A 25,670-nucleotide genomic window follows, 5' to 3' on the forward strand; every position below is an offset into this window, starting at 1 on the left:
GCCGCCTGCCATTCTATATTACGTTATAACATATCATATATGGGATATTTATGACTCAGTCTCGAGCCTTGCTTCCGGTCACCGTTCTTTCCGGCTTTCTTGGGGCCGGAAAGACCACGCTTCTTAATCATATTCTCGCCAACCGCGACGGAAAGCGTGTCGCGGTGATCGTCAACGACATGTCCGAGGTCAATATCGACGCCGATCTGGTGCGCGGCGGCGAGGCGGCACTTTCGCGCTCCGAGGAAAGCCTGGTCGAAATGACCAACGGCTGCATCTGCTGTACGCTCCGCGACGATCTCTTGAAAGAAGTACGCTCGCTCGCCGAGAAGGGGCGGTTCGATTATCTCGTGATCGAAAGCACAGGGATTTCGGAGCCGCTTCCCGTTGCCGCCACCTTTTCTTTCCGCGACGAGCAGGGGCAATGCCTCGGCGATATCGCGCGGCTCGACACGATGGTGACCGTCGTTGATGCGGTGAACCTGCTCGCCGATTATTCGTGCGCCGACCTGCTCGCCGACCGCGGTGAAACCGCGGGGGAGGGCGACACTCGCAGCCTCGTCCACCTGCTCGTCGAACAGATCGAGTTCGCCGATGTCGTGGTGATCAACAAGGCGAGCGCGGTGCGCGCAGACGAGCTTGCCGCCGTCAAGCAGGTCGCGGCATCGCTCAACGCCGACGCGCGGATCGTCGAGGCCGATTATGGCAAGGTCGAGCTCGATCAACTGCTCGGCACGGGCCTGTTCGACGAGGAGCGCGCCGAGCAGCATCCTTTGTGGGCGAAGGAGCTGTTCGACTATGAAAGCCATCGTCCCGAGAGTGAGGAATATGGCGTCGAAAGCTTCGTCTATCGCGCCCGCCGGCCATTCGATCCCACCGCCTTTCACGAGTTTCTTACCGGAGACCGTCTCGACCAGGTCATTCGCGCCAAGGGCCATTTCTGGCTCGCGACGCGGCCTGACGTTCTCGGCGAACTGGGGCTCGCGGGAACCCAGAAAACGGTCTCGCGCCTCGGGCGCTGGTGGGCGGCTGTACCCAAGAACCGCTGGCCCGACGATGGAGGTTTCGAGCAATTCGTCCTTCGGCATTGGGATCCGGTCTGGGGTGACCGGCGGCAGGAACTGGTGTTTATCGGCATCGGCATGAATGAAGAGGCAATCCGCGATGCGCTCGACGCCTGCCTTATCGCCTCGGGCGATTTTGCACCCGAACGGTGGCGGTCGCTGCCCGACCCCTTTCCCGGCTGGGGGGAGGCGCGGCCAGAGCCCGAGCTCGCCGTATGAGCATCGTCACCTTATCGCGCGCGCTGATTGCGAGAGGCCCCGAGGCGCTGGACGCGGTCCACGACCCCGACATCGCGCTTGCGATATGGGAACGCGATCCCCCCGCTGCGATCGCCGGGCTTCTCGCTGCGCCTATCGGTCCCGTTAGCTTCGCCAGTCCGCTTGGCCGCCCGCTCACTGCAACGCTCGGCCGCGCGCTCGACGACGCCCGCTATCCGCTGACCGGTGCGCGCGTGGCACTCGAAGCCGATATTGGCATGCTCGCGAACCGCTTTGCGCGGATCATGGCGGCGGATGCGGTCGAGGTGCGGCTCGAGCGAATCGTCACCGACGCCTGTCGGAAATTCCATGCCGACTATGTGCGGGCGCGGCTGGTCACCACCTATGCGGGCCCCGGAACGCAGTGGCTCGATGAAACCGGGCCGGAGGCGTGCGATTGCGGCGAACCGCACGGTGTCCGACAGCTACGCGCCGGTGATGTTGCGATCTTGAAGGGACGTCACTGGGACGAGACACGCGCCGCGATCCATCGTTCGCCGCCGATTGCAGGCAGTGGCGCGGCGCGGCTCGTGCTCGTCATCAATCCGGCAAACATGCGGCGGTCTTCAATCGGCCGCGACCGTGGCAGGCTCTCGTCTGCCAAGTCCCGGTCTCAAGGTGCAGTCAGGAGCGCGAGGCAGATATCGCCGATCGCCGCGCGATCGCCCGAAAGCAAGGTGTCGCCGATCACATAGCTATAGATCAGGAAGGCGCGTGCGGGCACTTGCTCCTTCGGCACGCCGTTCGCCGCGAGGACCGATTCAAAATAGAGCAACCGGTGCCGGTCAATCTCTTCCATCGCCCGCTTGGCGCGATCGTCGGTCAGCGCCCAGGTGCGCATTGCGACCTCGATCCAGGCGCCCGTCTTGGCGCGATCCATTCGCGAGATGGCGAACAGCCGTACCAACCGGTCCTCGGGGCCCGAATCCATCGCGGTCAGTTCGCCGACGAGCCCGGTCGTCGTGCGCTGGCGCCAATAATCGACCATCGCGTCGAGAAAAGTCTCGCGCGTGTCGAAGCGGGCATAGAACATGCCCTTGGTGACCCCCAACGTTTCGGCGAGCAGTTCAACGCGTACCGCGTCGATCCCGCCGAGCGCGAGCTGCTCGAGCGCGGCGATGAACCAGCGTTCGGATGTGACCTTGGGCTTGGGGCCGCGCTTGACCGGCGTCGCGATCGTACCCGGCAGGATCGGCTGGAGCGGAAGCGGCGGCAACGACATGGGTAAGGCGTAGGGCGCGCAATCCATCAGGTCAATGCCGCAAGATTTTTCATTCGTTATCGAATGTATTTTTCAAATTTGTGTCGCTGAGCTTGACCAAATTAGTTTCAGATCACTATTTGTATCTCATACGCAATCGTATTAAATGATTCGCATGGGAGGGACAATTTGATGACCGAATATCGCCGGGCGCTGAAATGCATGCTGCTTGCAGGGTCGACGCTGGGCGCGATGACCGGCGCGAGCACCGCCGCCGCCCAGGATGTACTGCCCGACGGCGCGAGTTCGGCGCAGGTCGAAGAGATCATCGTCACCGCACGGCGCCGCGAGGAAAGCCTGCAGGATGTTCCGATTTCGGTCACCGCCTTCACCGCCGATGCGCTCGACCAGAAGGGCGCGCCGGACATCACCGCGCTCCAGCGCTCGACCCCCAATCTGACGCTCCAGGTCTCGCGCGGCACCAACTCGACGCTGACGGCCTTCATTCGCGGCATCGGTCAGCAGGATCCTTTGTGGGGTTTCGAGCCCGGTGTCGGCCTCTATGTCGACGACATCTATATTGCGCGGCCGCAAGGTGCGGTTCTCGACATTTTCGATATCGAACGGATCGAAGTGCTGCGCGGCCCGCAAGGCACGCTCTATGGCCGCAACACGATCGGCGGCGCGGTCAAATATGTGACCAAGCGGCTCGGCCATGACTTCAGCGGCAAGGTTCGCGGCGAAGTGGGCAGCTATAACGAATATAATCTGACCGGTTCGGTCGCGCTGCCCGTTTCCGACGCGATCTCGGTCGGTGCGGCCTTCGCGTGGTATAATCGCGACGGCTACGGCAAGAATTATTTCACCGGGGCCGAGACCAATAATAAGGATGTAATCGCCGGCCGCCTGTCGGTCGAAATCGCGCCATCCGACGATCTGTTCATCCGGCTGGCGGCGGACCGCACCGAGGATCGCTCGAACGCCAACCACGGCCATCGCGAATTGCGCGAACCCAACAGTAATACACCGGTTCTGCCGGGCAAATATGACACGCTCGCCGGGGTCGGCGACGAGAATAAGGTCGTGACACAGGGGCTGTCGTTGACCGGTGAGTGGAGCGTATCCGATGCGGTCACGCTCAAGTCCATTACCGCCTATCGCGACGGTTATTCCAGCGGGGCGGGGATTGATTTCGACGGGACGCCGCAACCCTTTCTCGACATCGCGTCGAAGGGGAAGGTCTATAAGGACCGTCAGTTCAGCCAGGAGTTTCAGGCGCAGATTGAAACCGACAGGCTGCAAGGCGTGGTTGGCGTCTATTATCTCGACGCGAAGGCCTCGGGCGCGTTCGACACCATCCTAGGCCGCGGGCTCGTTCCCGAAGCGCTGCTCGTGCCGCGGCCGAGTGCCGCGACGGCGCTGACCCAACTCACCAGCGGTTCGGTCGATACCGAAAGCTTCGCGATTTTCGGCGATATGAATTATGACCTGACCGAGCGGCTCAAGCTCTCGCTCGGCGCGCGCTGGACGCGTGACAAAAAGGTCGGGACAGTCTTCAAGGCCAATTATCTCGGCACGCTGGGAAGCCCGCTGCTGAAACCCTATGTCCCCGTTCTGCCGCCGCCCTTTAACACGCCGCAGATCCTGACCGATTATACCAACAGCCGCACCTTCGAAGAGTTCACCCCGCGGGTCAGCCTGACCTATGCCGCCAGCGATGACGTGAACATTTATGCTGCCTATGGTCGCGGTTTCAAATCGGGCGGGTTCGACATGCGCGGCGATGCCATCGCGACACCCGCGACCAAGGATGGCTATGATGCCGAGATCGTCGATTCCTACGAACTCGGTTTCAAGGGCGATTTCCTCGACGGCCAATTCCGCCTCAACGCGGCGGTCTTCTATACCGATTATGCGGGGCAGCAGGTGACGACACAGGTGGCCAAGGTCACACCGCCGCCGGGCGTGGTCAGCTTTGTCGACAATGTCGGCAGTTCGCGGATCTGGGGTGCCGAGTTGGAGGCCAAGGCGGTGCTCAGCCGCGATTTCAGTGCGAACTTCAGTTTCGGTTACATCAATGCGAAGTTCAACGAGTTCATCGTCTTCGACCTTGCCACTGGCAAGAATGTCGACGTCGCGGACCTGCGGCGCTTTCAGAATACGCCCAAGTTCACGGGCAGCGCCTCGCTCAACTGGCAGGCGGACTTCATGGGCGGGAGGATGTCGGTGTCGCCTTCCATCTCGTTCCGCAGCGACACGCATCTCTTCGAAATTCCGATCCCCTCGATCGATCAGGATGGCTATGCGCTCGTCGACCTGAGCGTGACATGGACATCGCCGGACGAGCATTGGCGGCTGGGCGTGCATGGCCGCAACCTGTTCGACGTAGGCTACCGCACCGGCGGATATAATTTCCCGTCCAATCAGTTCGCCCAGTCGGTGATCGGCTTTTACGGGCCACCGCGTACCGCAAGATTCTCGGCCGAATACCGGTTCTGACGGTGGCGGACTTCAAGGAGCGGCACTGGTCCGCGCCCGACGGGGTGCCGCTCTTTGCCCGCGATTACCCCGCCGCCGCCGGGGCAGCGCGGTTGCCGGTGATCTGCATCCACGGCCTCACCCGCAATTCGCGCGATTTTGAGGATCTGGCTCCGTTGCTCGCGGCCACGGGGCGGCGCGTGCTTGCCGTCGACGTCCGCGGACGCGGGCGATCGGGGCGCTGCGTCAATCCGATGCGCTATCAATTGCCGGTCTATGCGTGCGACATGCTGGCGATGCTTGATGCGCTGGGCATATCGCGCGCGCATTTCATCGGGACTTCGATGGGCGGGTTGATCACGATGATGCTGGCGGCTCGCCGACGCGGCGCGATCGCCAGCGCGATCCTCAACGATGTCGGGCCGGAGATCGACCCGGCGGGGATCGCGCGCATCGCGGGCTATGCCGGGCAGCCGGTGACGATCGAGACATGGGATGATGCGGTCGCCCATTTCAAGCGCACCAGCGCCGTCGCCTTTCCCGATCTTTCGGAGGCGAACTGGCGGACCCTCACCGAGCGCGCCTGCGTTGTGAACGGGCAGGGGCAGCCCGTATTCGATTATGATCCGGCGATCGCGGTTCCTATCATGGCGAAGCCGCTGCCGCGCCGGTCGTTGCTGGCATGGCTCTTGTTCCTCAGGCTCGCGCGGTCGCGGCCGACGCTGTTGATCCGGGGCGAGCTTTCGGACCTGCTGTCGCAGACTATTGCCGCCAAAATGCGCCGCGCCGCACCGCATATGGCCTATGCCGAGGTGGCGGGAGTGGGGCATGCGCCGCTGCTGTCCGAAGACGCTGCGAAGCACGCCATTTTTGAGTTTCTGGAAGCGATGCCCTGAAGTCTTTCTTCTGCTCCATTCGGGGCAGCGGCTTAGCCGCGTCGTCGCGCGGATCTCTCGCGCCGCGAACTGCCGGTTGATGGCCTTGGCGAATTTGTGGCCTCGATGGGACTGGCTGGCGGCTTTTGGGCCGCCCCTCAAATATCAGCCACTCATCTGGAAAGTGCACGCCGTCCGTCTCGACCATTTTCTCGACGAAAATCGGGGTATGGAGGCCGGGCGCATGTCGGCCTCATCTGGATATGGCACCCTCGTCGTGATGGCTGAGCAATGAACCCAGCAAATCTTCGTCGGCGCTGGAGCAGACGCCGAGGACGACGGCTTCGCCACAACCTTCGGCGGCGGTGTAGGCGTGACCCATGCTGGAATCGAGATAGATCGACTGTCCTTCTTCCAGGAGAACGGGATCAAAATGTTCTGTGTGCACGACTATACGACCGCGGAGCACATAGGTGAACTCTTCGCCTTGATGGCGCACAAGGTTGTCGAATTCCTCCAGCGTTTTGGCGCGTACATGAATGACGATCGGGATCATGCGCTTCCGACGCAATTCGGTGCAGAGATAGCGATAGTCGTACTTGCCGGTATTCACGCGGATCGCGCGGTCGATACGGCCGAGGCTGCGGCGGGCGGTAAGCGAGGACGATGCCTCACTGCCCTGCGCGCCCTCGGCGAAAAGCTCGGACATGCGGATTTCAAGGCATCGGCTCAACTGCTGGAGCTTGTCATAGCCCAGAGTGAGGCGGCCGGTCTCGACCTTGGAGAGCGTAGAAAACGGAATGCCGCTTCTGTCGCTCATCTCCTTGACCGTCCAGCCCTTGCGCTTGCGTAGTCCGCGCAGGAGCGCGCCGAGCGTGGGTTCGTCCGATTTCATGTCTCGCCCCATTGTCGGATCGATCTCCACCAGCCGCAAGCCTTTTCGCAATTCGATCATTTCAGAAAAAATGATCCTGATCAGGATATTTAATGTTACAATTGGGACAATAATAGCCTAAAACGACGCGACTCATACAAAAGCGCATCAAGCGCAAAGATCAGGGGAGAGAGACATGCCGGCGCGCTTTGGTTCGCGCATCGGGCAACTGAACGCGCCCGGCCGGCGCAACCACAGACTTCGAACATAACGCCATAGGCCCGCGCGCCAGCCAGAGCCGGCACCTCCCGGCGCTGGTCTAGCCTGCGGCAACGGCTGCCTGTCGCTGTGGAAGGAGCGGGCGCGTCGCGGACTGAAGGCCTTCGGACATGAAGGCCCGACCGCCCAAGACCGTCTAGGACTCAGGAAGCGAGCAAGTAACAAGCTTTTGAAAATAAAAACAAATATGTAATTTGGGAGAATGGTGATGGTTATTCGTCAGAGTATCGTTTTGTTGTCGGGTGCAGCACTGCTTGCCTTGACAACACCCGCGATGGCGCAGGTTGAGACAAGCACGGCGAGCGCCGACGATGCGGCAGATGCCGAAATCACCGTCACGGCAACACGCATCAAGGATGCCAATTTCGAGGCTCCGACGCCCGTGCTCGCTATCGGTGCAGATCTGATTGATCAGCGCGGCTCGACGAATATCGCGAACATCATCAACGAACTCCCGGCCGTCACCGGTACGATCACGCCGAGCTCGTCCAACCTCAACAGCCGCCAGAATGGCGTCAACGCGATCGATCTGCGGGGGCTGGGGACCAACCGCAACCTTGTTCTCATCAACGGGCGACGCGGCACACCTTTCGACGAATTCGAGAACATCGACCTCAACGCGGTGCCGTCGCTGGCGATCGACCGCGTTGAGGTGGTTACCGGGGGTGCCTCCGCCGCATGGGGCTCCGACGCCATTTCGGGTGTCGTCAATCTCGTCTTTAACGACAAGATCGAAGGGGTGAAGTTCAACGCGCAATATGGTCAGTCGGGGCGGGGCGATGCGGAAAACCTCAGGCTATCGGGTGTTTTTGGAAGCAAGTTCGGCGGTGGCCGGGGTCATGTGCTGCTGGCGGCTGATTATGATCGCAACAAGGGTATTCCCGAAGGGCGCGCGCGCAAATGGCAGCGCAGGAGCCCGGCATTGCTCAGCAATCCGGCCGACGTCAACGACACGGACGGGATTCCGCAATATGTGATCCGCGACAATGCGGTGCTGTTTCTCGGTTCCCCGAACGGGGTGACGCTGCCCGGAGCCGGCCCGACGAGCAATCTCGAATTCTTTCCCGATGGCACGGTGCGGCCGCGCGAACTGGGCGACAATATCGGCGGCAGCCACATGGTCGGGGGCAGCGGTGCGCGCCTTGCCGATCGCGTCGCGCTGTTGATCCCCACCGAGCGATTCAGCATCCTGGGCGCCGCGCGTTACGAAATTGCGGGCGGCATCACGCTGTTCGGCGAGGCGAGCTTTGCGCGATCGAAGTCACGCGGGGCGTTGGTCGATGCGTTCAGTTTCGGCGGCGCGGTCATCCGGCCGGACAATCCTTTCCTGCCCGCTAGCATCGCGGCACTGAACCAACCATTTGCATTGTTCAGGACTTTCGAGGAATTCCCTTCGATCACATCGGTTTCGGTCAACGAAACGATGCGCTTCGTTGGCGGGGTCCGGGGATCGCTCGGATCCTCCTGGTCGTGGGACGCTTCGCTCCAGCACGGCCGCACCGACTTTTCGAACGACCAGCCCTTTAATCTTCTGCCCGCGAGGCTGGCGCTGGCCGCCGATGCCGTTCGCGACCCTTCGACCAACCAGATCATATGCCGCGCCAATCTTGGCGGCGCCAACGGAGCGCCCGGTTGCGCTCCGATCAATCTCTTCGGCAAAGGCTCTCCGAGCGCGGCGGCGATCGCTTATGTCACGGGCACGGGCACGTCGGATACGAAGATCAGGCAGACCATCATGTCGGCCAATCTGAGCGGTGAGCTCTTTCAGGGCTGGGCGGGGCCGATCCAGACATCCTTCGGCATTGAGCATCGCAAGGAATCGCTCGACCGCAAGGTCAATGCACCCAACGACAATGAGGAATTCCTCATCGTCAATGCGCAGCCGCTCCGCGGCAAATATGACGTGACCGAAGGCTATGCGGAGATCGCGGTGCCGATCTTCGCGGGTGCGCAGAAACTCGACTTCAACGGTGCGGTGCGCCTAACCGATTACAGCACGGTTGGCCGGGTGGTCACGTGGAAGGCCGGACTGGTCTTTGCACCGATCGAGGAACTTCGTTTTCGTGGCACGATCTCGCGCGATATTCGTGCGCCGAGCATCGGCGAAACCTTCGTTGAATCGGTCCTGCTGTTCGAGAATGTCGCGAACCCGTTCAACGGCAATATCGATTTCGTCCAGGTCCCGCTGTCCGGGAACGCTAACCTGACCGAGGAGCGGGCGCTGACCAAAACGGCCGGTGTCGTCCTGACGACAGGGCGCTTCAAGGCATCGCTCGACTGGTATGACATCAACCTGAAGGATGCGATCGGCGCGCTGGGCGCGCAGGACATCGCCGACCGCTGCTTCAAGGGCGAACAGGATCTATGTTCGCTCATCAGCTTCGGATCCAATAAAACGATCCTCTCGGTCAAGAACCAGAATCTCAACCTTGGCAGCTTCCGCGTGCAGGGCCTCGACTTCGATGCACGCTATGCGCTGCCGGTGGGAAGCGGCAAACTTTCACTGGGCTTTGTCGCAAGCTATCTGATCGACAAGAAGATCGCTCCTACGGGCGGCGCGCCGATCGATGTCGCGGGCGAAGTGGGGCCGACGTCCACAGGATTCGGCTCGCCCGATTTCAAGGCGACCTTCAGCGCCAACTATGATGTCGGTCCTTGGGGGTTCTTTGGCCAGCTGCGCTATATCGGCAGCGGCGTCTATGACGCGACTTTTGGTCCGGAACAGCTATCGGCGAAGGACAATCATATCGGCGCCGTCGCCTATCTGGATCTTTCGGTGAAATACGATCTCGACGCACTGATCGGGAGCGAGGCGCAAGTCTATGCGGGCATGGACAATGTGCTCGACAGGGATCCTCCCGTCGCGCCGCTCAACTTCATCTCGAACACTGCCACCAACGCGGCGCATTACGATGTTGTCGGTCGCAAATTCTATGTCGGGGTCCGGGCGAAGTTCTAAGGGCACCGGGGCGTGGCGATGGATGATACGCCACGCCCCGATCTCCGGCCCAATATTTCAGTGTGGTGAACGGTGTGGAGCGTAATCAATGAGCAAGCAGGACATTTCACGCGGGCATCGGATCATCACGGCGTTATTGTGGTCATCGGCTGCTCTCGCCATTACTCCGGCGGCGGCAGCCCCTGGTGATGCCTCGGCCTATGACATCGTCATCAGAAACGGCACCATCGTCGACGGCAGCGGGCTTGCGGGATATCGCGGCGATGTCGCGATAGCAGACGGGCACATCGTTGCTGTCGGGGATGTGGGGTCTGGCAGGGCGGCACGGAGTATTGACGCCACCGGACTGGTCGTTGCGCCGGGTTTCATCAACATCCACAGTCACGCCGAGCCCGAAGCGGTGTCGACGGCGGTAAATATGCTCACCCAGGGCGTCACGACCGAGATCATCAACGCCGACGGCAGCGGCACCGTCGACATCGCAACCGAGCTGGCCAGCTATGCCGCCAATGGTCTTGCCGAGAATATCGGCGCCTATATCGGTTTCAACGCCATATGGTCCGACGCCATGGGCGATCGCGACCTGCGACCCACCGAAGCGCAAATTGCCGGGATGCGCGGGGTCCTCGAAAAGAATCTCGCCGCAGGCGCCTGGGGCGTTGCATCTGGCCTCGACTATCGCCCGGCCTATTATGCCAAGCCGGAAGAAGTGGTTGCAATCCTGTCCGCCGCCGCGCCATGGCGAACCAATTTTCCCAATCACGACAGGCTACGGCCCGAAGACAATCTCAGTTCCTTCAAGGGCATGGAGGAGACGATCGCGATTGGGGAACAAGCGGGTCTCACCCCCGTCATCACACACATCAAAAGCGCCGGCAGGGAGCGCGGGCAGGCGCCAAAGGTGCTGGAGATGGTCGCCGCCGCCAGTGCGCGCGGCGTCTGGACGGCCATCGACATCTATCCCTATCTCGCCGGCCAGACCGCGCTGCAGGCCTTCCTGGTTCCCGGCTGGGCGGCGGACGGCGGCAGCGATGCGATGCTGGCGCGTTTCAAGGATCCCAAGATCCGTCCGCAACTGGTCGAGGCGGCGGAATATGCGATGGCGACGCGCCTCGGGGGTGCCGAGGGGATTGCGCTGCCATCATTGGGCAAGCGGCTGACCGACATCATGGCCGCCGAGAACATCCGCGCTGGCGAGGCCGTGCTGCGGACGCTCGAGCGCGAACCGATGATCTATGCGAACATGACGTTCGGCACCGAATCCGACGTCGTCGCATTCTTGAAATATCCCGATACGGCGGTTGCCTGCGATTGCGGCGCGACGATCGAGAATCGTGGACATCCGCGTTATTATGGCAGCTTTCCAAAGGTGCTTGGCCACTATGCCCGCGATACGGGAGCGATCACGCTGGAGGATGCCGTGCGCAAGATGACGGCTCTCCCCGCCGCGGTTATCGGGATGGTCGACCGCGGGCGCATCGCACCCGGGATGCGCGCGGATCTGACGGTGTTCGATGCAGGGACGGTTGGCGATCACGCCACATTCGACGCTCCAACGCTGAAATCCGACGGGATACGGCATGTCATTGTGAACGGTGTTGCCGCCCTTGCCGACGGCAGGGCGACCAATGTGAAGGCCGGCGCCGTCCTGCTTCGCGGCACGCATATGCCCAGTCGGCGGATGACCATGACCACAATGACGCGCAGCTTCAACGCGAACGCCCGCTTGCCCGGGCTTGTCGTAACCATCAACGCCGAACAGCGCGCCGGTGCGCGCTATGCCACTGGCTCGGTGACCCTGACCGATGCACCGTCTGGCACCGTGTGGGCCGCTGATCGGCTTGGTGTGCTTCAAACCGCCAAGGGCTGGGCCAGTCTGACCGCGACTTTGAAGGATCGGGCAGGTAACCGGAAGGCCGCGACCCTGACGCTTGATGATGCGGATGGCGACGGGCAGGAACTCCTGGTTTCTGTCACGCTTGGCGGCGGCCCCCCGTTGGCGGGACCGGGGGAAGGAATCGTAGAGGCCGATTGATTTCGCTCATCCCTTGCAAGGCAGACCCATCGCAGGTTTCCGCGCCTTCGCTTTGGGGCAGGCTGCTTGCGCCCAATTGTGGCCATTGCGGATGGATCGGCAGCGGATAGCCGGAATGGTGTGGTTCGCGGATTTGAACCCTCTCTAAGATTTTACCATGCAGTCCGCTTTGCGCCTGGCTGTCGATGTTCCCGGGTTTCTGACGTCGCCCGAAAGCGGACCTCGCTCGATTCTCGGTCGATCGGTTGCGAATCGGGCCAACGATTTTCGGCGACCGTGGAAATCGCCGAGATGTTACGAAAATGACCGTTCTGGCATCGGCCCGCCTATTATTCTAGGAACAGCATGTGGTTGGCGAGGAGCGGGGAAATCGTGCAAGGTGAAGCTGACATGTCGCGGGATCTGTTACAGCGGCTTGAGGACAGCCTTGAAAGCTTCACGCCAACGGAACGGACGATCGCCAATTTCATCCTGACCAATCGCGGCGGGATCGCGTTCGAGACCGCCAATTCGATCGCCGACAAGCTGCAGGTGAGCGCGATCACCGTCGGCCGTTTCTCGCGCAAGATGGGCTATCGCCACTTCAAGGATCTGAAGGCCGGGCTGCGCATGACGATGTCGGGCGTGCCCTGGCTAGTTGGTGATCAGGTAACCCAATTCGTTGGCGCGCGTGGCGAGAGCAACCGTACCAAGCGCAGTCTGGAGTTGGAGTTGGCCGGTATCATCGAGGTCTATGCGATGGCGGAGACCGATGGCTGGAAGCAGATTGTGGCGCTGCTGGCACATAGTCGCCATGTCCATGTCGCGGGTTTCCAAACCGAGCGGGGTATTGCCACGACGCTCGCGCATCTGTTGCAATATGCGCGCGAGGGCGTCAGCATTGTCGACGGTTCGGCGGGCAATTATCATGAGATATTTGCGGTTGACCCGGAGGATCAATTGCTCGTCCTGGTCGATATGCGACGCTATTCGGAACAGGCTTATGAATTGGCCGGGCGGGCCAGCCGCGAGGGTATCCGGGTGGTGATGATCACCGATAAATTCTGCGACTGGATCCGTAAATTCACGGACAATGTCATTGTTGTACCTACTGAGGTCGAACTGTTCTGGAGCTCGCAGGTGTCGGTGGGGTGTGCGGTCAATCTTCTCGTCAACGATGTGATCGGAATGCTGGGCACAAAGGTCGAGAAGCGCCTTGAGCGCCTGTCGGAACTCTATCAAAGCCATACCGGGCATGTCGGCAGCCCGGTCAGACGCAAGCCAGGCTGATCACAGACGGGTGGAAGCGCGCTTCTCCGACGTGTTTCGGCGACGTAGCCCATAAAGTATATAGACGGCCACGCCGATCGCGAGCCAGAGCAACAGCCGAATCCAGGTATCCTGCGGAAGGCTCCACATGAGGTACAGGCAGGCAGCTATGCTCAGCAATGGTGTCCACGGATAGAGCGGCACGCGAAAGGGACGCGGAACCTGCGGCTCGCGCCGCCGCAGGATGATCACGCTCGCTGCGACCATCACAAACGCAAACAGCGTACCCATGGAGATAAGCTCGCCAAGCAGGCTCAGCGGCAACAGCCCGGCGGCGATCGAGGCGACGGCGCCCGTCACCAGCGTGCCGATATGGGGTATGTGCGAGGCGGCGCCTACGCGGGTGAACGCCGGGGGCAGCAAGCCGTCGCGTCCCATCGCGTAGAAGATGCGTACCTGACCGAGCAGCGTGACGAGCAACACCGATATCAGCCCCGCGATCGCTACGAATCCGACGATCAATTTGGTCCAGGCTAACCTCGGCCCGGCGCTGTTGAGCGCGACATAAACGGGATCGGCGACATTCAGCAGCCGATAGCTGGCAAGCCCGGTGATCACGAGCCCTACGACCACATACAGCAATGTCGTCACAGCCACCGACGCAAGCAACGCGCGCGGCACCGTGCGCTGCGGGTTGCGGACTTCCTGCGCCAGTGTCGAAACCGCGTCGAAGCCGACATAGGCGAAGAACAGGACGGCTGCGCCCTGCATCACGCCCGACCAGCCAAAGTGGCCGAAGGTGCCCGTGTTGGCGGGGATGAAAGGCGTCCAGTTGTCGGTATCGACAAATGCAAATCCGGTTGCGACGACCAGCAGCATCGCGCCGATCTTGGCGACGACGATGAAGTTGTTCACCCGCGCGGAAAACTCGGTGCCGCGCAAAAGCAGCGCGGTACAGAAAAGCGTGAGCAGCACCGCGGGCAGGTCGATGATCGCTCCCGTCGCCACCAGCGTGCGGCCGGACGAAAGTGCGAAGGGGGCCTGCGCGAAGAGCGCGGGAAAGCTGATGCCAAGATCGTGCAGTATCGACTGGAGATAGGCCGACCAGCCAATCGCGACGAGTGCGCCCGCAAAGAGATATTCGAGTATGAGGCACCAGCCGACGATCCACGCCGCACCTTCGCCCATCGACGCGTGACTGTAGGAATAGGCGCTGCCCGCCACCGGCATCATGGCGGCGAGTTCGGCATAGCAGAGCCCGGCAAGCAGGCAGACGAGGCTGGCGATCAGGAAGGACAGCGCCACCGCCGGACCCGAATGCTGTGCCGCCACGGTCCCTGTAAGCACAAAAATGCCCGCGCCGACCGTGCTGCCTACGCCAAAGCAGACCAGCGCGAACATCCCGATATTGCGCGACAGCCCTTTGTCGTTGCGACCGTCATCACCCTGTAGTTGGGCGATCGTCTTGCGCACGAACGGCGTCATGCGCGCGTCTGCCAATGAAGACGGGCGAACAGCGACGTCCGTGCGGATTGGAGCGGTAACATTTTCAAGCGCGTCTCCCAGGCCCATGGGGCAAAATGTTATTTTTATCTCAATTGACTTCTATAGTAATAATTATAACTATCAAGCCTCGGCCGGGACATCTCGGCGCGTTGCCGATTTGCTGGAAGAAAGAAGAAACCGGATGATCATCCCTGGAAAATATCTGTTGTTCCTGGGCGACGCGGTCGATCGACTGGACGCCAAGACCGCGTGCGGACTGGTCGATTGGGCGCGCGAGCGATGCGTCGGGCAGTGGCGGTTACCCTTGTGCGGGATAGACCTGGGTCTGGACGATATGGACTTCGCGCAGGCCCGCGCGGCCGGGGCGCAAACGCTGGTCATCGGGGTGACGCCCTTTGGCGGCGCTATTGCGCCCGAATGGGTTGCACCGATCGTCGGGGCGCTCGAAGCCGGGCTCAACGTAGCCAGCGGCATGCACACGCGGCTTGGAAGTGTGCCCGAGATCGCCTTGGCTGCACAGGCTTCGGGCGCATCGCTGTTCGACGTCCGCGTGCCCGGGACGAACTACCCGGTCGGATCAGGTCGAAAGCGAGCCGGCCGGCGCCTGTTGATGGTCGGCACCGATTGTGCAGTCGGCAAGAAATATTCTGCGCTGGCGATCGCCCGCGATATGGCGGCTGCCGGCATGAAAGCGACCTTCCGTGCAACCGGACAGACGGGCATATTGATCGCGGGGGAAGGTATTCCGATCGACGCCATCGTCGCCGACTTCATCGCAGGTGCGGCGGAAACGCTTTCTCCCGACAATGATCCCGATCATTGGGACGTGATCGAGGGGCAGGGCTCCTTGTTTCACCCAGCCTACGCGGGTGTAACGCTTGGCCTGCTGCACGGCTCGCAGCCCGACGCGATCATCCTCTGTCATGCCGCCGGCCGGACGCACATCGACGGTTATCCCGACTTTCTTCTCCCCGATCTGGCCGAATGCATCGATGCCAGTCTGCGCATGGCGCGGCTTACCAATTCCAGCGCCCATTGCGCGGGCATCAGCATCAACACGTCGTTGCTGCCGGCGGATCAGCGCCCCGCTTATCTACAAACCGTTTCGGACCGTTTCGGGCTTCCCTGTTTCGACCCGGTTGCGACGGGTGCGGGCGTACTCGTCGCGCATATCGCACAAACTTTCGATTGATTGTTACCGTGCCGGCTTCGGCCGGTGCGGTGGCCGTAGAGAGCATCACAGGATGGACATCGACGTTCGTATCGAGGCATGGCCTCTCACCAATCCGTTCCGCATTACCGGGCGGACCTATACCGAGATCGAGCTCGTGGTCGCGGTCGTTCGCGACGGAGAATATGAGGGTAGGGGGGAAGCGGCAGGCGTTGACTATCTCGGCGAAACGCCGGCAAGCATCGCGGCAGAGATCGAAGCGCTAAGCGCTGATTTCGCTAACGGTATGAGCCGTGCCAGGCTCCAGTCGCTATTACCTGCGGGCGGCGCACGCAATGCACTCGATTGCGCGCTCTGGGATCTCGAAGCATCCCGGTCGGGGCGTCCGGCGTGGCTGGATGCGGGCGTCGTCCGGCCCGAGCCCCGTCTCACGACCTGGACGATCGGAGCGGATGGGCCGGATATCGTGGCAGAGCGCGCGATGGCATTCGGCGATGCGCGTGCGATCAAGCTCAAGCTGACGGGCGATGGTCTCGATGCCGAGCGCGTCCGGGCCGCGCGCGCCGCGCGACCCGACGTCTGGCTTGGCGTCGATGGCAATCAGGGCTTTTCGCGCGCGGCGCTTGAACGTCTGCTGCCGGTTCTGGTGGAAGCAAGGGTGGCGCTGGTGGAGCAGCCCTTGCCCATGGATCGCGATGCCGATCTCGATGGCTTCCGGTCGCCGATCCCGCTGGCGGCCGATGAAAGCGTGCAGGAACTGGCTTCGATCGCTGGGCTTTCGAACGCCTTTTCTATCGTCAATATCAAGCTCGATAAATGCGGCGGACTGACCGAGGCGCTTGCCATGGTCGAAGCGGCGCGTGCGCGCGGCATGGGCGTGATGGTGGGCAATATGCTGGGTACCTCGCTTGCCATGGCGCCTGCCTTCATCGTCGGCCAGTTTTGCGATGTCGTCGATCTCGACGGTCCGGTTCTGTTGCGGTCCGATCGTGCACCGCAGGCCGATTATCGCGACGGCATGATCTGGTGTCCCGACGACATTTGGGGCGGCCCAGGTTCCGGGCGCGTGACGGCGGATCTTCGGCAATCACCCGCTGTCGGGCCGATTTGAAGAAAACTATAATATTAGGGAGAGAAATATGTTCAGACTGGCCAATGCCATAGGTGCAGCAACATTGCTCTGCATCGCGACGCCCGCGATCGCCGCACCCGAACCCGCCACGTTCAGGAAACAGCTCGATGCGTTCGTCGAAACCGAAATGCGCGAACAGAAGGTTCCCGGCGTTGCGATCGCGGTACTCCGCAAGGGGGAGATTGTGGTCGCGAAGGGCTATGGATTGGCGACGGTCGAACACAATGTTCCCGTAACCGCCGACACGATCTTCCAATCGGGTTCGGTGGGCAAGATGTTCACCGCCGCGGCGGTCATGACAGCGGTCGAGCGCGGCAAGATGAAGCTCGATGAGCCGATTACCACCTATCTGCCCGATGCGCCGGTGAGCTGGCGCCCGATCACCATCCGCCATCTGCTGACACATACATCGGGCATTCCCGAATTTGGGACCGACTTCGATTATCGACGCGACTATAGCGATGATGAGCTGGTGAAAACCGCCTATCCATTGCCACTCGATTTCAAGCCGGGCGCGCGATGGAACTATAGCAATACCGGCTATATATTGCTTGGCATCCTGGTGAAGAAGGCCACCGGCCAGTCCTATCTCGATATCCTCGACAAACAGATTTTCAAACCGTTGGGCATGAAGACGGCACGCGGCATCAGCGATGGCGATATCGTGCCGCATCGTGCCTCAGGCTATCAGCTCGTCAATGACCGGCTGAAGAATCACGATTGGGTATCGCCGACCATGAATTCGACGGCAGACGGCTCGCTCTACTTCTCGCTCAACGACATGATCGCATGGGCGCGGGGCGTCGAAAACGGCGCGGCGCTTAGCAGCGCGAGCTGGAAGCAGATCTATACCCCCGTCCGTCTCAATAGCGGAAAGCCCTATCCCTATGGCTTCGCTTGGAACATCGCCGAGGCTGGCGGGCATCCCCGCTATCATCACGGCGGCGCGTGGCAGGGTTTCCGTACCTTCTATTCGCGCTATCTTGGCGATGATCTTTCGGTCATCCTTCTGACCAATTCGGCGAACACCGAGCTCAATACCTTTGTCGACGGCATAGCCGGGCTGTGGGATCCTGCGCTTGTCGCGCCCGGTCCGCGCCCGGCACCCGAGCCCGCTATCGAACGTCGCGTGTCCGCGCTGCTCGAGAAGGCCGGCAAGGGTCTGTTGAGTCCGCAGGACATTCCCATCGGGCGCACCGGTTTTGTCGAAATGGCGAACCAGTATTTCCCGCCGATGTTGAAGGACCTTGGTCCTTTGACGCAGCTCGAACTCACTGATCGCCGCGAACTGGGTGACGACAAAGCCTACACCTATTCGGCGACCTATGGCGATCGGAAGGTCACAGTGAGACTGGCGCTTGCTCCCGGGGATCGGGTGTCCGCCTTCATGATTGACAACTGAGCAGTATCGGAGGGGAAAGACGATGAAGACAGACATCATCCGCGAACGAAAGTCGCGATTTCGCTGGCTCGGAACTATGCGCCGGCCGCGCGGCCATGCTTTGGCGGTGGTCGCCGCTGCACTGGCGCTGACCGGCGTAGCGAACGCTGCGAACCCGCCATCGACGCTCATCGCGGGCGCGCGTCTTGTCGACGGTTCCGGCGCGCCGTTGCGCTCCGCCTCAGTGCGCATCGAGGGGGAACATATCGTCGAAATCGGAGACCTGACGCCGCGCCCCGGCGAAGCGGTGATCGATGCAGGCGGGCAGGTGCTCGCCCCGGGTTTTATCGATACGCATAGCCATCATGATATCGGCCTGTTCGAAAAACCCGACGCGCTGACGGCGACGAGTCAGGGCATCACAACGATCATCGTTGGACAGGATGGCGGGTCGGAACCGTCGTTGTCGGGGCTGTTCGAGCGGATGAAAACCACGCCTGTTGCCGTGAACATCGGTTCCTATGTCGGGCACAATATGGTCCGCGCCGAAGTGCTGGGCGAGGACTACAAACGGGCCGCCACCGCGCATGAAATCACGACGATGCGCACGAGGGTCCGGGCGGCTATGGCCGCGGGCGCGATCGGGCTTTCGACGGGACTCGAATATGATCCCGGTATCTATGCCACGAAGGACGAAGTGCTGACGCTGGCGAAGGAAGCCGCAGGCGCGGGTGGGCGTTACATCAGCCATATCCGCAGCGAAGACCAGAATATATGGGCCGCGCTCGACGAGATCGTCGAGATCGGACGCGTGACGGGCATGCCGGTGCAGGTCTCGCACATGAAGCTCGCCATGACAGACTGGTGGGGACAGGCCGGTCGTTATCTCGATGTGATGGATCGCGCACGCGCCGCCGGTGTCGACATTACGGGCGACGTGTACCCCTATGAATATTGGCAATCGACGTTGACTGTCATGTTTCCCAAGCGCGATTTCAACAGTCGCGAAAGCGCCGAGTTCGCGCTCAAACACCTCGCGCCCGCCGACGGACTGCTGCTCTCGCTGTTCAGTCCCGACCCGGCGCTCGTCGGCAAGACCGTCGCGCAAATAGCGGCGCAGCGCGGCATCGATCCCGCAGCCGCACTGATGCAGTTGATCGCAGAATCACAGGTTCCCGGCGCGGAGGAGATGGTGATTGGAACCAGTATGCGCGGTGACGATGTTGCGACGCTCATCGCTTGGCCTCACGCCAATATCAGCAGCGATGGTATACTTGAGGATCGTCATCCGCGCGGCGCCGGGTCTTTCACGCGGGTGCTGCGTCAATATGTTCGCCAACAAAAGCTGCTCACGCTCGAGCAGGCGGTCCACAAGATGACGGGCGCCGCGGCTGAGCATATGGGGATTGCCGATCGCGGCGTCATTCGACCCCGAAACGGTCGCCGACCGGGCCACGAGCGAAAATCCGTCGGCCCTGTCGATCGGCATATCGCGGGTCTGGGTCAATGGTGCATTGACCTTCCGGAATGGCCAGCCGACCGGTGTCCGGGCGGGCCAGCCCGTGCGGCGCGGTGCACCGGCAAAATGAAGGACGCCGATGTGTGACGGCAGCCGGGGTTGCTCGCGCTGCCATCGCGTCGCATAGGCCCGTCAAACGGGGAGGTAATCTATTGCCCAGCGCGCGAGGATGTTGCCGTGCAATGCACTGGTGAAAACGGTGACCTGATCGACGAGCGCGCGCGCATAACGGGACTGCACACGCGCTTCCGCCTCGCGCTCGAACGCTATTTTTCGCGGAGAATTGAAAGCAAGCCCGATGTCGATGATCTGGTGCAGGAGGTCTTCGAACGGCTGATGCGTCGCGGCGCTGTCGAGAATGACGATCGAATCGATGGCTATGTGTTCACCACCGCCAGCAGTGTCCTCACTGATCGCCACCGGCGGGGCCGGGCACGCCAGGAACATCTGCACCAGGAATTTTGTCCCGACACCCATTCGGGCGTGGATTTCTCTCCCGAGCACGTGCTTGCCAACAGGGAGCGGCTCGCGCGCGCATCGGCAATCCTGCTCGAGCTTCCGGAAAGGACACGCGCCATCTTCATTCTGCGACGTCTGGAGGGGATGCGCTATGTCGAAATTGCCGAGCGTCTCGGCATATCGGTAAGCGCTGTCGAAAAGCATATGCAGCGCGCGATGACGCACATGGCCCACCGGATGAACGAAGAATGAGCGGTCGGAAAAGCAGCGGGCCCACATACGGCATGTCCCCGGCAGAGGCCGCAAGCTATTGGTATGTGCGCCGCGACGGCCGCGACCTTTCTGCCGAGGAGCAGGCCGAATTCGATGACTGGCTGCGCGAGTCGCCAGACCATGCCGAACAGTTCGCGCGCATGGTAGACGCTTGGAATCTCTACGATGATCACGAGAGCGATCCCGGTCTTGCGGCGCAGCGCCGCGCTGTTCTTGCCGCGTCACCGTCCCGTCGCGGAAGAATCTGGCAAGCTGCAGCCGGTGGGCTGATTGCGGCATCACTGGCCGCCGGGATCATCCTGCTGGAACCGGCCTATCGCACGGCGGCTCCGGTCGAAACGGCTTCGAACGGTGGCGCCCTTGTCGCCGCTTCGACGGACGATATGGTTCATGCGACGCGCAAGGGCGAATTGCGGACCGTCGTGTTGGCCGACGGCAGCAAGGTCACGCTCAATACCGATTCCAAAGTTCGCATCGCTTTCTCGGCGCAGCGCCGCATCGTGAAACTGGTACAAGGTCAGGTTCTGTTCGAGGTTGCGCACGATGCGGCCCGTCCGTTCGTGGTCGAAGCGGCCGATCGTCACGTCACGGCGCTCGGCACCGTCTTCGAGGTTCGCCTTGAGCCCGGCCGCATGGAGGTGGTTCTGGTCGAGGGCAAAGTCGTGGTGGACCGGCGGGATGCTGCGAATGCTGTGCACACGCCGACCGTGCTGCGGCCGGGGCAGGAACTGATTGTGCAGACCGGGGCGGCGCCACGGGTCGTTTCTGCCGATCTGGGGACGAAGCTGCGCTGGCGTGAAGGCTTTGTCGAATTCGTCGATGAACCGCTGGGCCAGGCTGTTGCCGAGATCAACCGCTATACCGACCGTCCCATTCGTATGGCGGACGAACGTCTGGCGGCACAGCGCATCAGCGGTGTGTTCCGGACCGGCGATCCGGGACGCTTTGTTGCGATCGTAGGCGAATTGCTGCCGGTCGAGGCGCGAACGCATTCGGACCGCATCGAACTGGTGAGTCCTCCCGCACGTCCCTGAACCGCGTCAGCAAAAAATATCCATGGGCCGGTGCGGGTTTCTCTCCGTGCTGCGTGATGTCGATGGAGAGCGCGAAAAAAATCGCGCCTCGACAGGGACAGATGGGGGAGAGAAACCATGACAGTACATAACGCGCTTTTGCGTATCAGTCTGGCGAGCGCGCTGACAATCGCACCGACTATGCTGCTGGCGACTCCGGTCGCCGCGCAGGCGCAGGCGCCGGTCAAACTCAATGTCCCGGCGCAGGGCCTTGCCTCGGCGATCCGTCAGGTGGGCCGCCAGACCAAGACAGAAATCATTTTCAGCCCGTCGGTCGTGGGTTCGCGGCGCACGTCTGCGCTGATTGGGGCGTTCACGACCGATCAGGCCCTCGATCGCCTGCTCGAAGGCTCGGGGCTGGCGGCGCGCCGAACGGCGCAGGGCGCCTATATCATCGAACGCCTTCAGACCTCTTCGCGCGACGAGGAAGCGAGTGGCGGTGCGGTTTTTGCCGATGCCACCGAAATCATCGTGACGGCCACCAAGCGCGCTGAGCCGGTGCGCAAGATATCGGGGTCGGTATCCGCGCAGACGGGCGCGCAGCTGGACAAACTGGGCGCGCAGAGCCTGGGCGATTATCTGACGCGCACGCCGGGCGTCGTCTTCAACGCCGGCCGGCCAGGGGATGGCTCGATCGCGATCCGCGGCGTTTCGACCACTACCGGCCGCGATCAGGGGCAGGCGACAACAGGCGTGTTCATCAACGACGTGCCGCTCACCGATCCCTCTATTTCGATCGGCACGCCGGATATCGACACCTTCGATGTCGACAATGTCACCGTGGCGCGGGGGCCGCAGGGCACATTGTTCGGCTCGGCCTCGCTGGGCGGCGCGATCAACTATCAGGCGAATCGTCCCGACCTGACGCGCTGGGAAGGGCGTGTGCAAGCCGGTCTCAGCGGGACCGAGCAGGGCGGAACGGGCGGCGCCGGCAAGGTCATGTTCAACGCGCCGATTGTCGAGGATGTTTTCGGCATACGCGGCGTTTTCGTCTATCGCGAGGATGCCGGCTACATCGACAATATCGGCACCGGCAAACGCGATTCCAATCGCACCGTGACGAAGGGCGGCCGGTTGCTGGCGAGTTGGAAGCCGGGGCCGAACACGTCGATTTCCTATATGTTCCTGCAGCAGCGGCAGACGACCGACGATGCGGGCTTTCAGCAACCGACGCTCGCGGGCGAACTCAAGAAGAGAACGGCGTTTCCGGACCGCGGCAGCTTCAGCACGCTCGTTCACAATATGCGCTTCGACCAGGATCTGGATTTCGCCACGCTGACGGCGACCGCGACCCATCACGCCAAGAAATCAGATACGCGTGACGATTATAGTGCGGCTTTTTCCGAGGCGCTGTTCGGGCTCGCGCCGATCACCTCGCTCGCACCGGCGAAAAATGTCGGGCAAACCTATGAAATTCGGCTGGCGTCCGCGCCTGGTGGCGCGTTCGACTATGTGATCGGCGCAATGCATGACAATACGAAGGTCCGCCTCAACCAGCGGTTGCATGCGACGGGCCTGCAAGCCGTGGTCGACGATCTCATCGGGCCGGGGATGGGGGCGGTTCTCGCACCGGATGATTTGTTCCTCGACGGAAATATCACGGGACGCGCCCGCGAAAGCGCACTCTTCGGTGAGGCGACCTATCATCTCAGCGACCGGCTCAAGGCAACATTCGGCGGCCGTGTCTTCGATCAGAAACTCACGTTGCGCTCGGTTCTGACGGGGCTCTCATCATTTCTCAGCACTGGCAATTCGGTCGTCGACATGACCGGGATACAGAAATCCAGCGGCTTCAACCCCAAGGCATCGATCACCTGGACCTCCGACGCGGGGCTGATGGCCTATGCGCTGGTGTCGAAGGGGTTTCGCTTCGGCGGCCCGAATATCATTCCGTCGCTGCCGGGATCGGACGTCCCGCGCCAATATGGCAGCGATTCGCTGTGGAACTATGAAGCCGGCCTGCGTGCCGACCTGTTCGACCGCAAATTATTGCTCGATCTGACGGGTTTTTATGTCGACTGGAGCGACATCCAGCTGCGGCTGACCTCGAATTCGCTCAACTATGCCGACAATGCAGGCAAAGCGCGCAGCTACGGCCTTGAAGCGAGCGCGACGCTGCGCCCGTTCGATGGCCTCAGCCTGACCAGTAACCTGACCTATCTGAACGCGAAGCTGTCCGAAACATTCGATCCCGCCCCCAACACCCCGGGACCGGTGGTGCCCGCGGGGGCGAGGCTGCCGGGCGCGTCGAAATGGCAGATCTCGAACATGATCTCCTATGAGCGCGATACGGGCGGCATGGATTTGTCGGTGGTGCTGTCTCACCGGTATATTTCCCGAGCGCCCGGCGCTCTTGTTGTCGATTCCACGGTCGCGGGCGCTCCGCAGGGCGGATATCATCTTTTCGACATGCGTGCAGGCGTGCGCGGCGATCGTGCCGGCATCACGCTCTTTCTCGACAACATCGGCAATTCCCATGGCGTGACGAGCGGCACGGCCAATCCCCTGGAACAATATGTCGTCCGACCGCGCACCGTCGGCATCACCTTCGACTACAGGATCTAGCGCTTCGGATCGAAGCGCGATCGCGCTTTGGCCGCGCAGGGACAGGGATTCCGGTCGCGGCCCATCACCATGACGGGAAGGATATTGATATGATCGTTTTTGCAAAACTGCGCCCGATCCGCACCGGATCCATTGCGGCCTCTGCGCTCGCGCTGCTGTTTGCGGCGGGCCCGGCGCATACGCAAGACAGGACGCACACCGAACCCGCACCGGTGGCGGATCATCACATCCATATCCAAAGCGCACTGATTTCCGATTTTCTGCGCGAGATGAAAGCCAAGGTTCCCGAGGCTTTCGATGACATATCCGATGATATCTTCACCGAACGCAGCGGCGCCGACGCGATACGCGAGCTTGATCGTGCGGGCATCCGTCAGGGCGTGCTGTTGTCGACGGGCTATATGTTCGGCTTCACCCAGGCCACACTCGAACCTGCGGAAATGGCGCGGCGCATGCGAGCGGAAAACCGTTTCAACGTCGATGCCGCGCTCGCGTCGCAGGGCCGGCTCGTCGCATTTGTCGGGATCAATCCCTTTGCGTCCAATGCGCTGGGCGAGCTGGATTACTGGTCGCGCCAACGCGGCGCATCGGGGGTCAAGCTGCACCTCGGCAACAGCGGCTTCGATCCGGGCGATGCCGAACAGGTGGCCAAGCTGGCGGCCTTCTTCGCCGCCGCAAGCAAGGCTCGCATGCCGCTCGTCGTCCATCTGCGCGGGGCGGCACCCTTCACGGCCGCCAATGTGCAAATCTTCATCGACAAAATATTGTCGCAGGCGGGCGACTTGCCCGTGCAGATTGCGCATGGCGGCGGCTATGGTGGCGTCGATCAGCCGACGCTCGACGCGCTGGCGGCCTATGGTGACGCGATCACGCGCAAGGCGCCCGGCACTGCCAATCTGGTCTTCGACATTTCCGCGGTCGTACAATTCGACGCCGCCGCCGTGCAGTCGAAGGACGACAGCGACAAGCGGACCTCTGCCGAGCGCGCCACGGCGTATGTTGCGCTGATGCGCAAGATCGGGATGGGGCGTTTCGTGCTCGCCAGCGACTGGCCGGCGCTGCACCCGCCCACAGAATATTTCCTGGAGGAAAAGGCGCAGCTCCCCGTGACCGAAACCGAATGGGCAGAACTCTGTGCGAACCTTGCGCCCTATCTGCGGGCCGAGTGGACGCGCAAGCGTGCGAACAAGTAATTTTGCCCTGCAATCATCGGAAAACTCCCCGTCGAGCACCTGCCCCTATGGGGACAATGCGCGGAGATTTTTCGTGATTTGAAGCAAAGTCGCGCGCAGCTTGCCGCCTCGGGAGGAGCATATGTCG

18 protein-coding genes are annotated in these 25,670 nt (G+C 61.9%); 15 read left to right on the forward strand and 3 right to left on the reverse strand.

Annotated elements, in window-relative coordinates:
- Positions 1-50 precede the first annotated feature (50 nt).
- Together AC07NV_RS16815 and AC07NV_RS16820 are read left to right on the forward strand one after the other, a co-directional pair.
- On the forward strand, positions 51-1,283 hold the full coding sequence (locus tag AC07NV_RS16815) for a GTP-binding protein (protein WP_495167529.1): 1,233 nt from the start codon (positions 51-53) through the stop codon (positions 1,281-1,283).
- A complete protein-coding gene (locus tag AC07NV_RS16820; RefSeq protein WP_495167530.1) occupies positions 1,280-2,017 on the forward strand; it encodes a DUF1826 domain-containing protein in 738 nt (245 codons plus the stop codon). The genes AC07NV_RS16815 and AC07NV_RS16820 overlap by 4 nt, the downstream gene beginning before the upstream one ends.
- Here the strand turns inward: AC07NV_RS16820 and AC07NV_RS16825 are convergent.
- Positions 1,936-2,544 carry a TetR/AcrR family transcriptional regulator gene (locus tag AC07NV_RS16825; RefSeq protein WP_495167531.1) on the reverse strand — a complete coding sequence of 203 codons (609 nt, stop codon included), beginning with the start codon at positions 2,542-2,544 and terminating at the stop codon, positions 1,936-1,938. The two genes, AC07NV_RS16820 and AC07NV_RS16825, sit on opposite strands and share 82 nt — an antisense overlap.
- 171 nt (positions 2,545-2,715) lie before the next feature.
- Between AC07NV_RS16825 and AC07NV_RS16830 the strand changes: the two genes are divergently transcribed.
- The gene (locus tag AC07NV_RS16830) at positions 2,716-5,022 is read left to right on the forward strand and encodes a TonB-dependent receptor (protein WP_495167532.1); all 2,307 of its coding nucleotides are present in this window, start codon (positions 2,716-2,718) and stop codon (positions 5,020-5,022) included.
- Positions 5,023-5,024: 2 nt separating this feature from the next.
- Entirely contained in the window at positions 5,025-5,897 is an 873-nt protein-coding gene (locus AC07NV_RS16835) for an alpha/beta fold hydrolase (RefSeq protein ID WP_495167533.1), read from the forward strand.
- 232 nt (positions 5,898-6,129) lie between these two features.
- Here the strand turns inward: AC07NV_RS16835 and AC07NV_RS16840 are convergent, their stop codons facing one another.
- Complete coding sequence (locus AC07NV_RS16840; RefSeq protein ID WP_495167656.1) at positions 6,130-6,771, reverse strand: helix-turn-helix domain-containing protein; 642 nt, start codon at positions 6,769-6,771, stop codon at positions 6,130-6,132.
- A 460-nt stretch (positions 6,772-7,231) separates the two neighbouring features.
- On the opposite strand from AC07NV_RS16840, the gene AC07NV_RS16845 reads away from it, so the two are divergent.
- From AC07NV_RS16845 to AC07NV_RS16855, 3 genes are all read left to right on the forward strand, one after another.
- Positions 7,232-9,988, forward strand: coding sequence for a TonB-dependent receptor domain-containing protein (locus AC07NV_RS16845; protein ID WP_495167534.1), 2,757 nt, complete (start codon positions 7,232-7,234; stop codon positions 9,986-9,988).
- Positions 9,989-10,076: 88 nt separating this feature from the next.
- A complete protein-coding gene (locus AC07NV_RS16850) occupies positions 10,077-12,023 on the forward strand; it encodes an N-acyl-D-amino-acid deacylase family protein (protein WP_495167535.1) in 1,947 nt (648 codons plus the stop codon).
- Between the two features lie 390 nt (positions 12,024-12,413).
- Entirely contained in the window at positions 12,414-13,292 is an 879-nt protein-coding gene (locus AC07NV_RS16855; RefSeq protein WP_495167536.1) for a MurR/RpiR family transcriptional regulator, read from the forward strand.
- On the opposite strand, the gene AC07NV_RS16860 is transcribed toward AC07NV_RS16855, so the two are convergent.
- Positions 13,293-14,756: an amino acid permease gene (locus tag AC07NV_RS16860; RefSeq protein ID WP_495167537.1), complete on the reverse strand. Its 1,464-nt coding sequence runs from the start codon at positions 14,754-14,756 to the stop codon at positions 13,293-13,295.
- Between the two features lie 202 nt (positions 14,757-14,958).
- Here AC07NV_RS16860 and dgcN point away from each other — a divergent pair, with 202 nt between their 5' ends.
- The 8 genes from dgcN (at position 14,959) to AC07NV_RS16900 (ending at position 25,543) form a co-directional block, all read left to right on the forward strand.
- The gene (dgcN, locus tag AC07NV_RS16865) at positions 14,959-15,969 is read left to right on the forward strand and encodes an N-acetyltransferase DgcN (protein WP_495167538.1); all 1,011 of its coding nucleotides are present in this window, start codon (positions 14,959-14,961) and stop codon (positions 15,967-15,969) included.
- Positions 15,970-16,021: 52 nt separating this feature from the next.
- A complete protein-coding gene (locus AC07NV_RS16870) occupies positions 16,022-17,059 on the forward strand; it encodes a dipeptide epimerase (RefSeq protein WP_495167539.1) in 1,038 nt (345 codons plus the stop codon).
- A gap of 28 nt (positions 17,060-17,087) precedes the next feature.
- On the forward strand, positions 17,088-18,482 hold the full coding sequence (locus AC07NV_RS16875) for a serine hydrolase domain-containing protein (RefSeq protein ID WP_495167540.1): 1,395 nt from the start codon (positions 17,088-17,090) through the stop codon (positions 18,480-18,482).
- Between the two features lie 22 nt (positions 18,483-18,504).
- A complete protein-coding gene (locus tag AC07NV_RS16880; protein ID WP_495167541.1) occupies positions 18,505-20,067 on the forward strand; it encodes an N-acyl-D-amino-acid deacylase family protein in 1,563 nt (520 codons plus the stop codon).
- A 12-nt stretch (positions 20,068-20,079) separates the two neighbouring features.
- Positions 20,080-20,691 carry an RNA polymerase sigma factor gene (locus AC07NV_RS16885; protein WP_495167542.1) on the forward strand — a complete coding sequence of 204 codons (612 nt, stop codon included), beginning with the start codon at positions 20,080-20,082 and terminating at the stop codon, positions 20,689-20,691.
- Between the two features lie 32 nt (positions 20,692-20,723).
- Positions 20,724-21,746: a FecR family protein gene (locus tag AC07NV_RS16890; RefSeq protein ID WP_495167543.1), complete on the forward strand. Its 1,023-nt coding sequence runs from the start codon at positions 20,724-20,726 to the stop codon at positions 21,744-21,746.
- Between the two features lie 117 nt (positions 21,747-21,863).
- Positions 21,864-24,350, forward strand: coding sequence for a TonB-dependent receptor (locus tag AC07NV_RS16895; protein ID WP_495167544.1), 2,487 nt, complete (start codon positions 21,864-21,866; stop codon positions 24,348-24,350).
- Positions 24,351-24,439: 89 nt separating this feature from the next.
- Positions 24,440-25,543 carry an amidohydrolase family protein gene (locus tag AC07NV_RS16900; protein WP_495167545.1) on the forward strand — a complete coding sequence of 368 codons (1,104 nt, stop codon included), beginning with the start codon at positions 24,440-24,442 and terminating at the stop codon, positions 25,541-25,543.
- Positions 25,544-25,670 lie beyond the last annotated feature (127 nt).

Source organism: Sphingopyxis sp. GW821-FHT10B01, from assembly GCF_059415685.1.

What these genes read in the sequence shown, in the direction of transcription:
- AC07NV_RS16815 (WP_495167529.1), top strand. Translation starts at nt 51, where the DNA reads ATGACTCAGTCTCGAGCCTTGCTTCCGGTCACCGTTCTTTCCGGCTTT.
- AC07NV_RS16820 (WP_495167530.1), top strand. Translation starts at nt 1,280, where the DNA reads ATGAGCATCGTCACCTTATCGCGCGCGCTGATTGCGAGAGGCCCCGAG.
- AC07NV_RS16825 (WP_495167531.1), bottom strand. Translation starts at nt 2,544, where the DNA reads ATGTCGTTGCCGCCGCTTCCGCTCCAGCCGATCCTGCCGGGTACGATC.
- AC07NV_RS16830 (WP_495167532.1), top strand. Translation starts at nt 2,716, where the DNA reads ATGACCGAATATCGCCGGGCGCTGAAATGCATGCTGCTTGCAGGGTCG.
- AC07NV_RS16840 (WP_495167656.1), bottom strand. Translation starts at nt 6,771, where the DNA reads ATGAAATCGGACGAACCCACGCTCGGCGCGCTCCTGCGCGGACTACGC.
- AC07NV_RS16845 (WP_495167534.1), top strand. Translation starts at nt 7,232, where the DNA reads ATGGTGATGGTTATTCGTCAGAGTATCGTTTTGTTGTCGGGTGCAGCA.
- AC07NV_RS16850 (WP_495167535.1), top strand. Translation starts at nt 10,077, where the DNA reads ATGAGCAAGCAGGACATTTCACGCGGGCATCGGATCATCACGGCGTTA.
- AC07NV_RS16855 (WP_495167536.1), top strand. Translation starts at nt 12,414, where the DNA reads ATGTCGCGGGATCTGTTACAGCGGCTTGAGGACAGCCTTGAAAGCTTC.
- AC07NV_RS16860 (WP_495167537.1), bottom strand. Translation starts at nt 14,756, where the DNA reads ATGACGCCGTTCGTGCGCAAGACGATCGCCCAACTACAGGGTGATGAC.
- dgcN (WP_495167538.1), top strand. Translation starts at nt 14,959, where the DNA reads ATGATCATCCCTGGAAAATATCTGTTGTTCCTGGGCGACGCGGTCGAT.
- AC07NV_RS16870 (WP_495167539.1), top strand. Translation starts at nt 16,022, where the DNA reads ATGGACATCGACGTTCGTATCGAGGCATGGCCTCTCACCAATCCGTTC.
- AC07NV_RS16875 (WP_495167540.1), top strand. Translation starts at nt 17,088, where the DNA reads ATGTTCAGACTGGCCAATGCCATAGGTGCAGCAACATTGCTCTGCATC.
- AC07NV_RS16880 (WP_495167541.1), top strand. Translation starts at nt 18,505, where the DNA reads ATGAAGACAGACATCATCCGCGAACGAAAGTCGCGATTTCGCTGGCTC.
- AC07NV_RS16890 (WP_495167543.1), top strand. Translation starts at nt 20,724, where the DNA reads ATGTCCCCGGCAGAGGCCGCAAGCTATTGGTATGTGCGCCGCGACGGC.
- AC07NV_RS16895 (WP_495167544.1), top strand. Translation starts at nt 21,864, where the DNA reads ATGACAGTACATAACGCGCTTTTGCGTATCAGTCTGGCGAGCGCGCTG.
- AC07NV_RS16900 (WP_495167545.1), top strand. Translation starts at nt 24,440, where the DNA reads ATGATCGTTTTTGCAAAACTGCGCCCGATCCGCACCGGATCCATTGCG.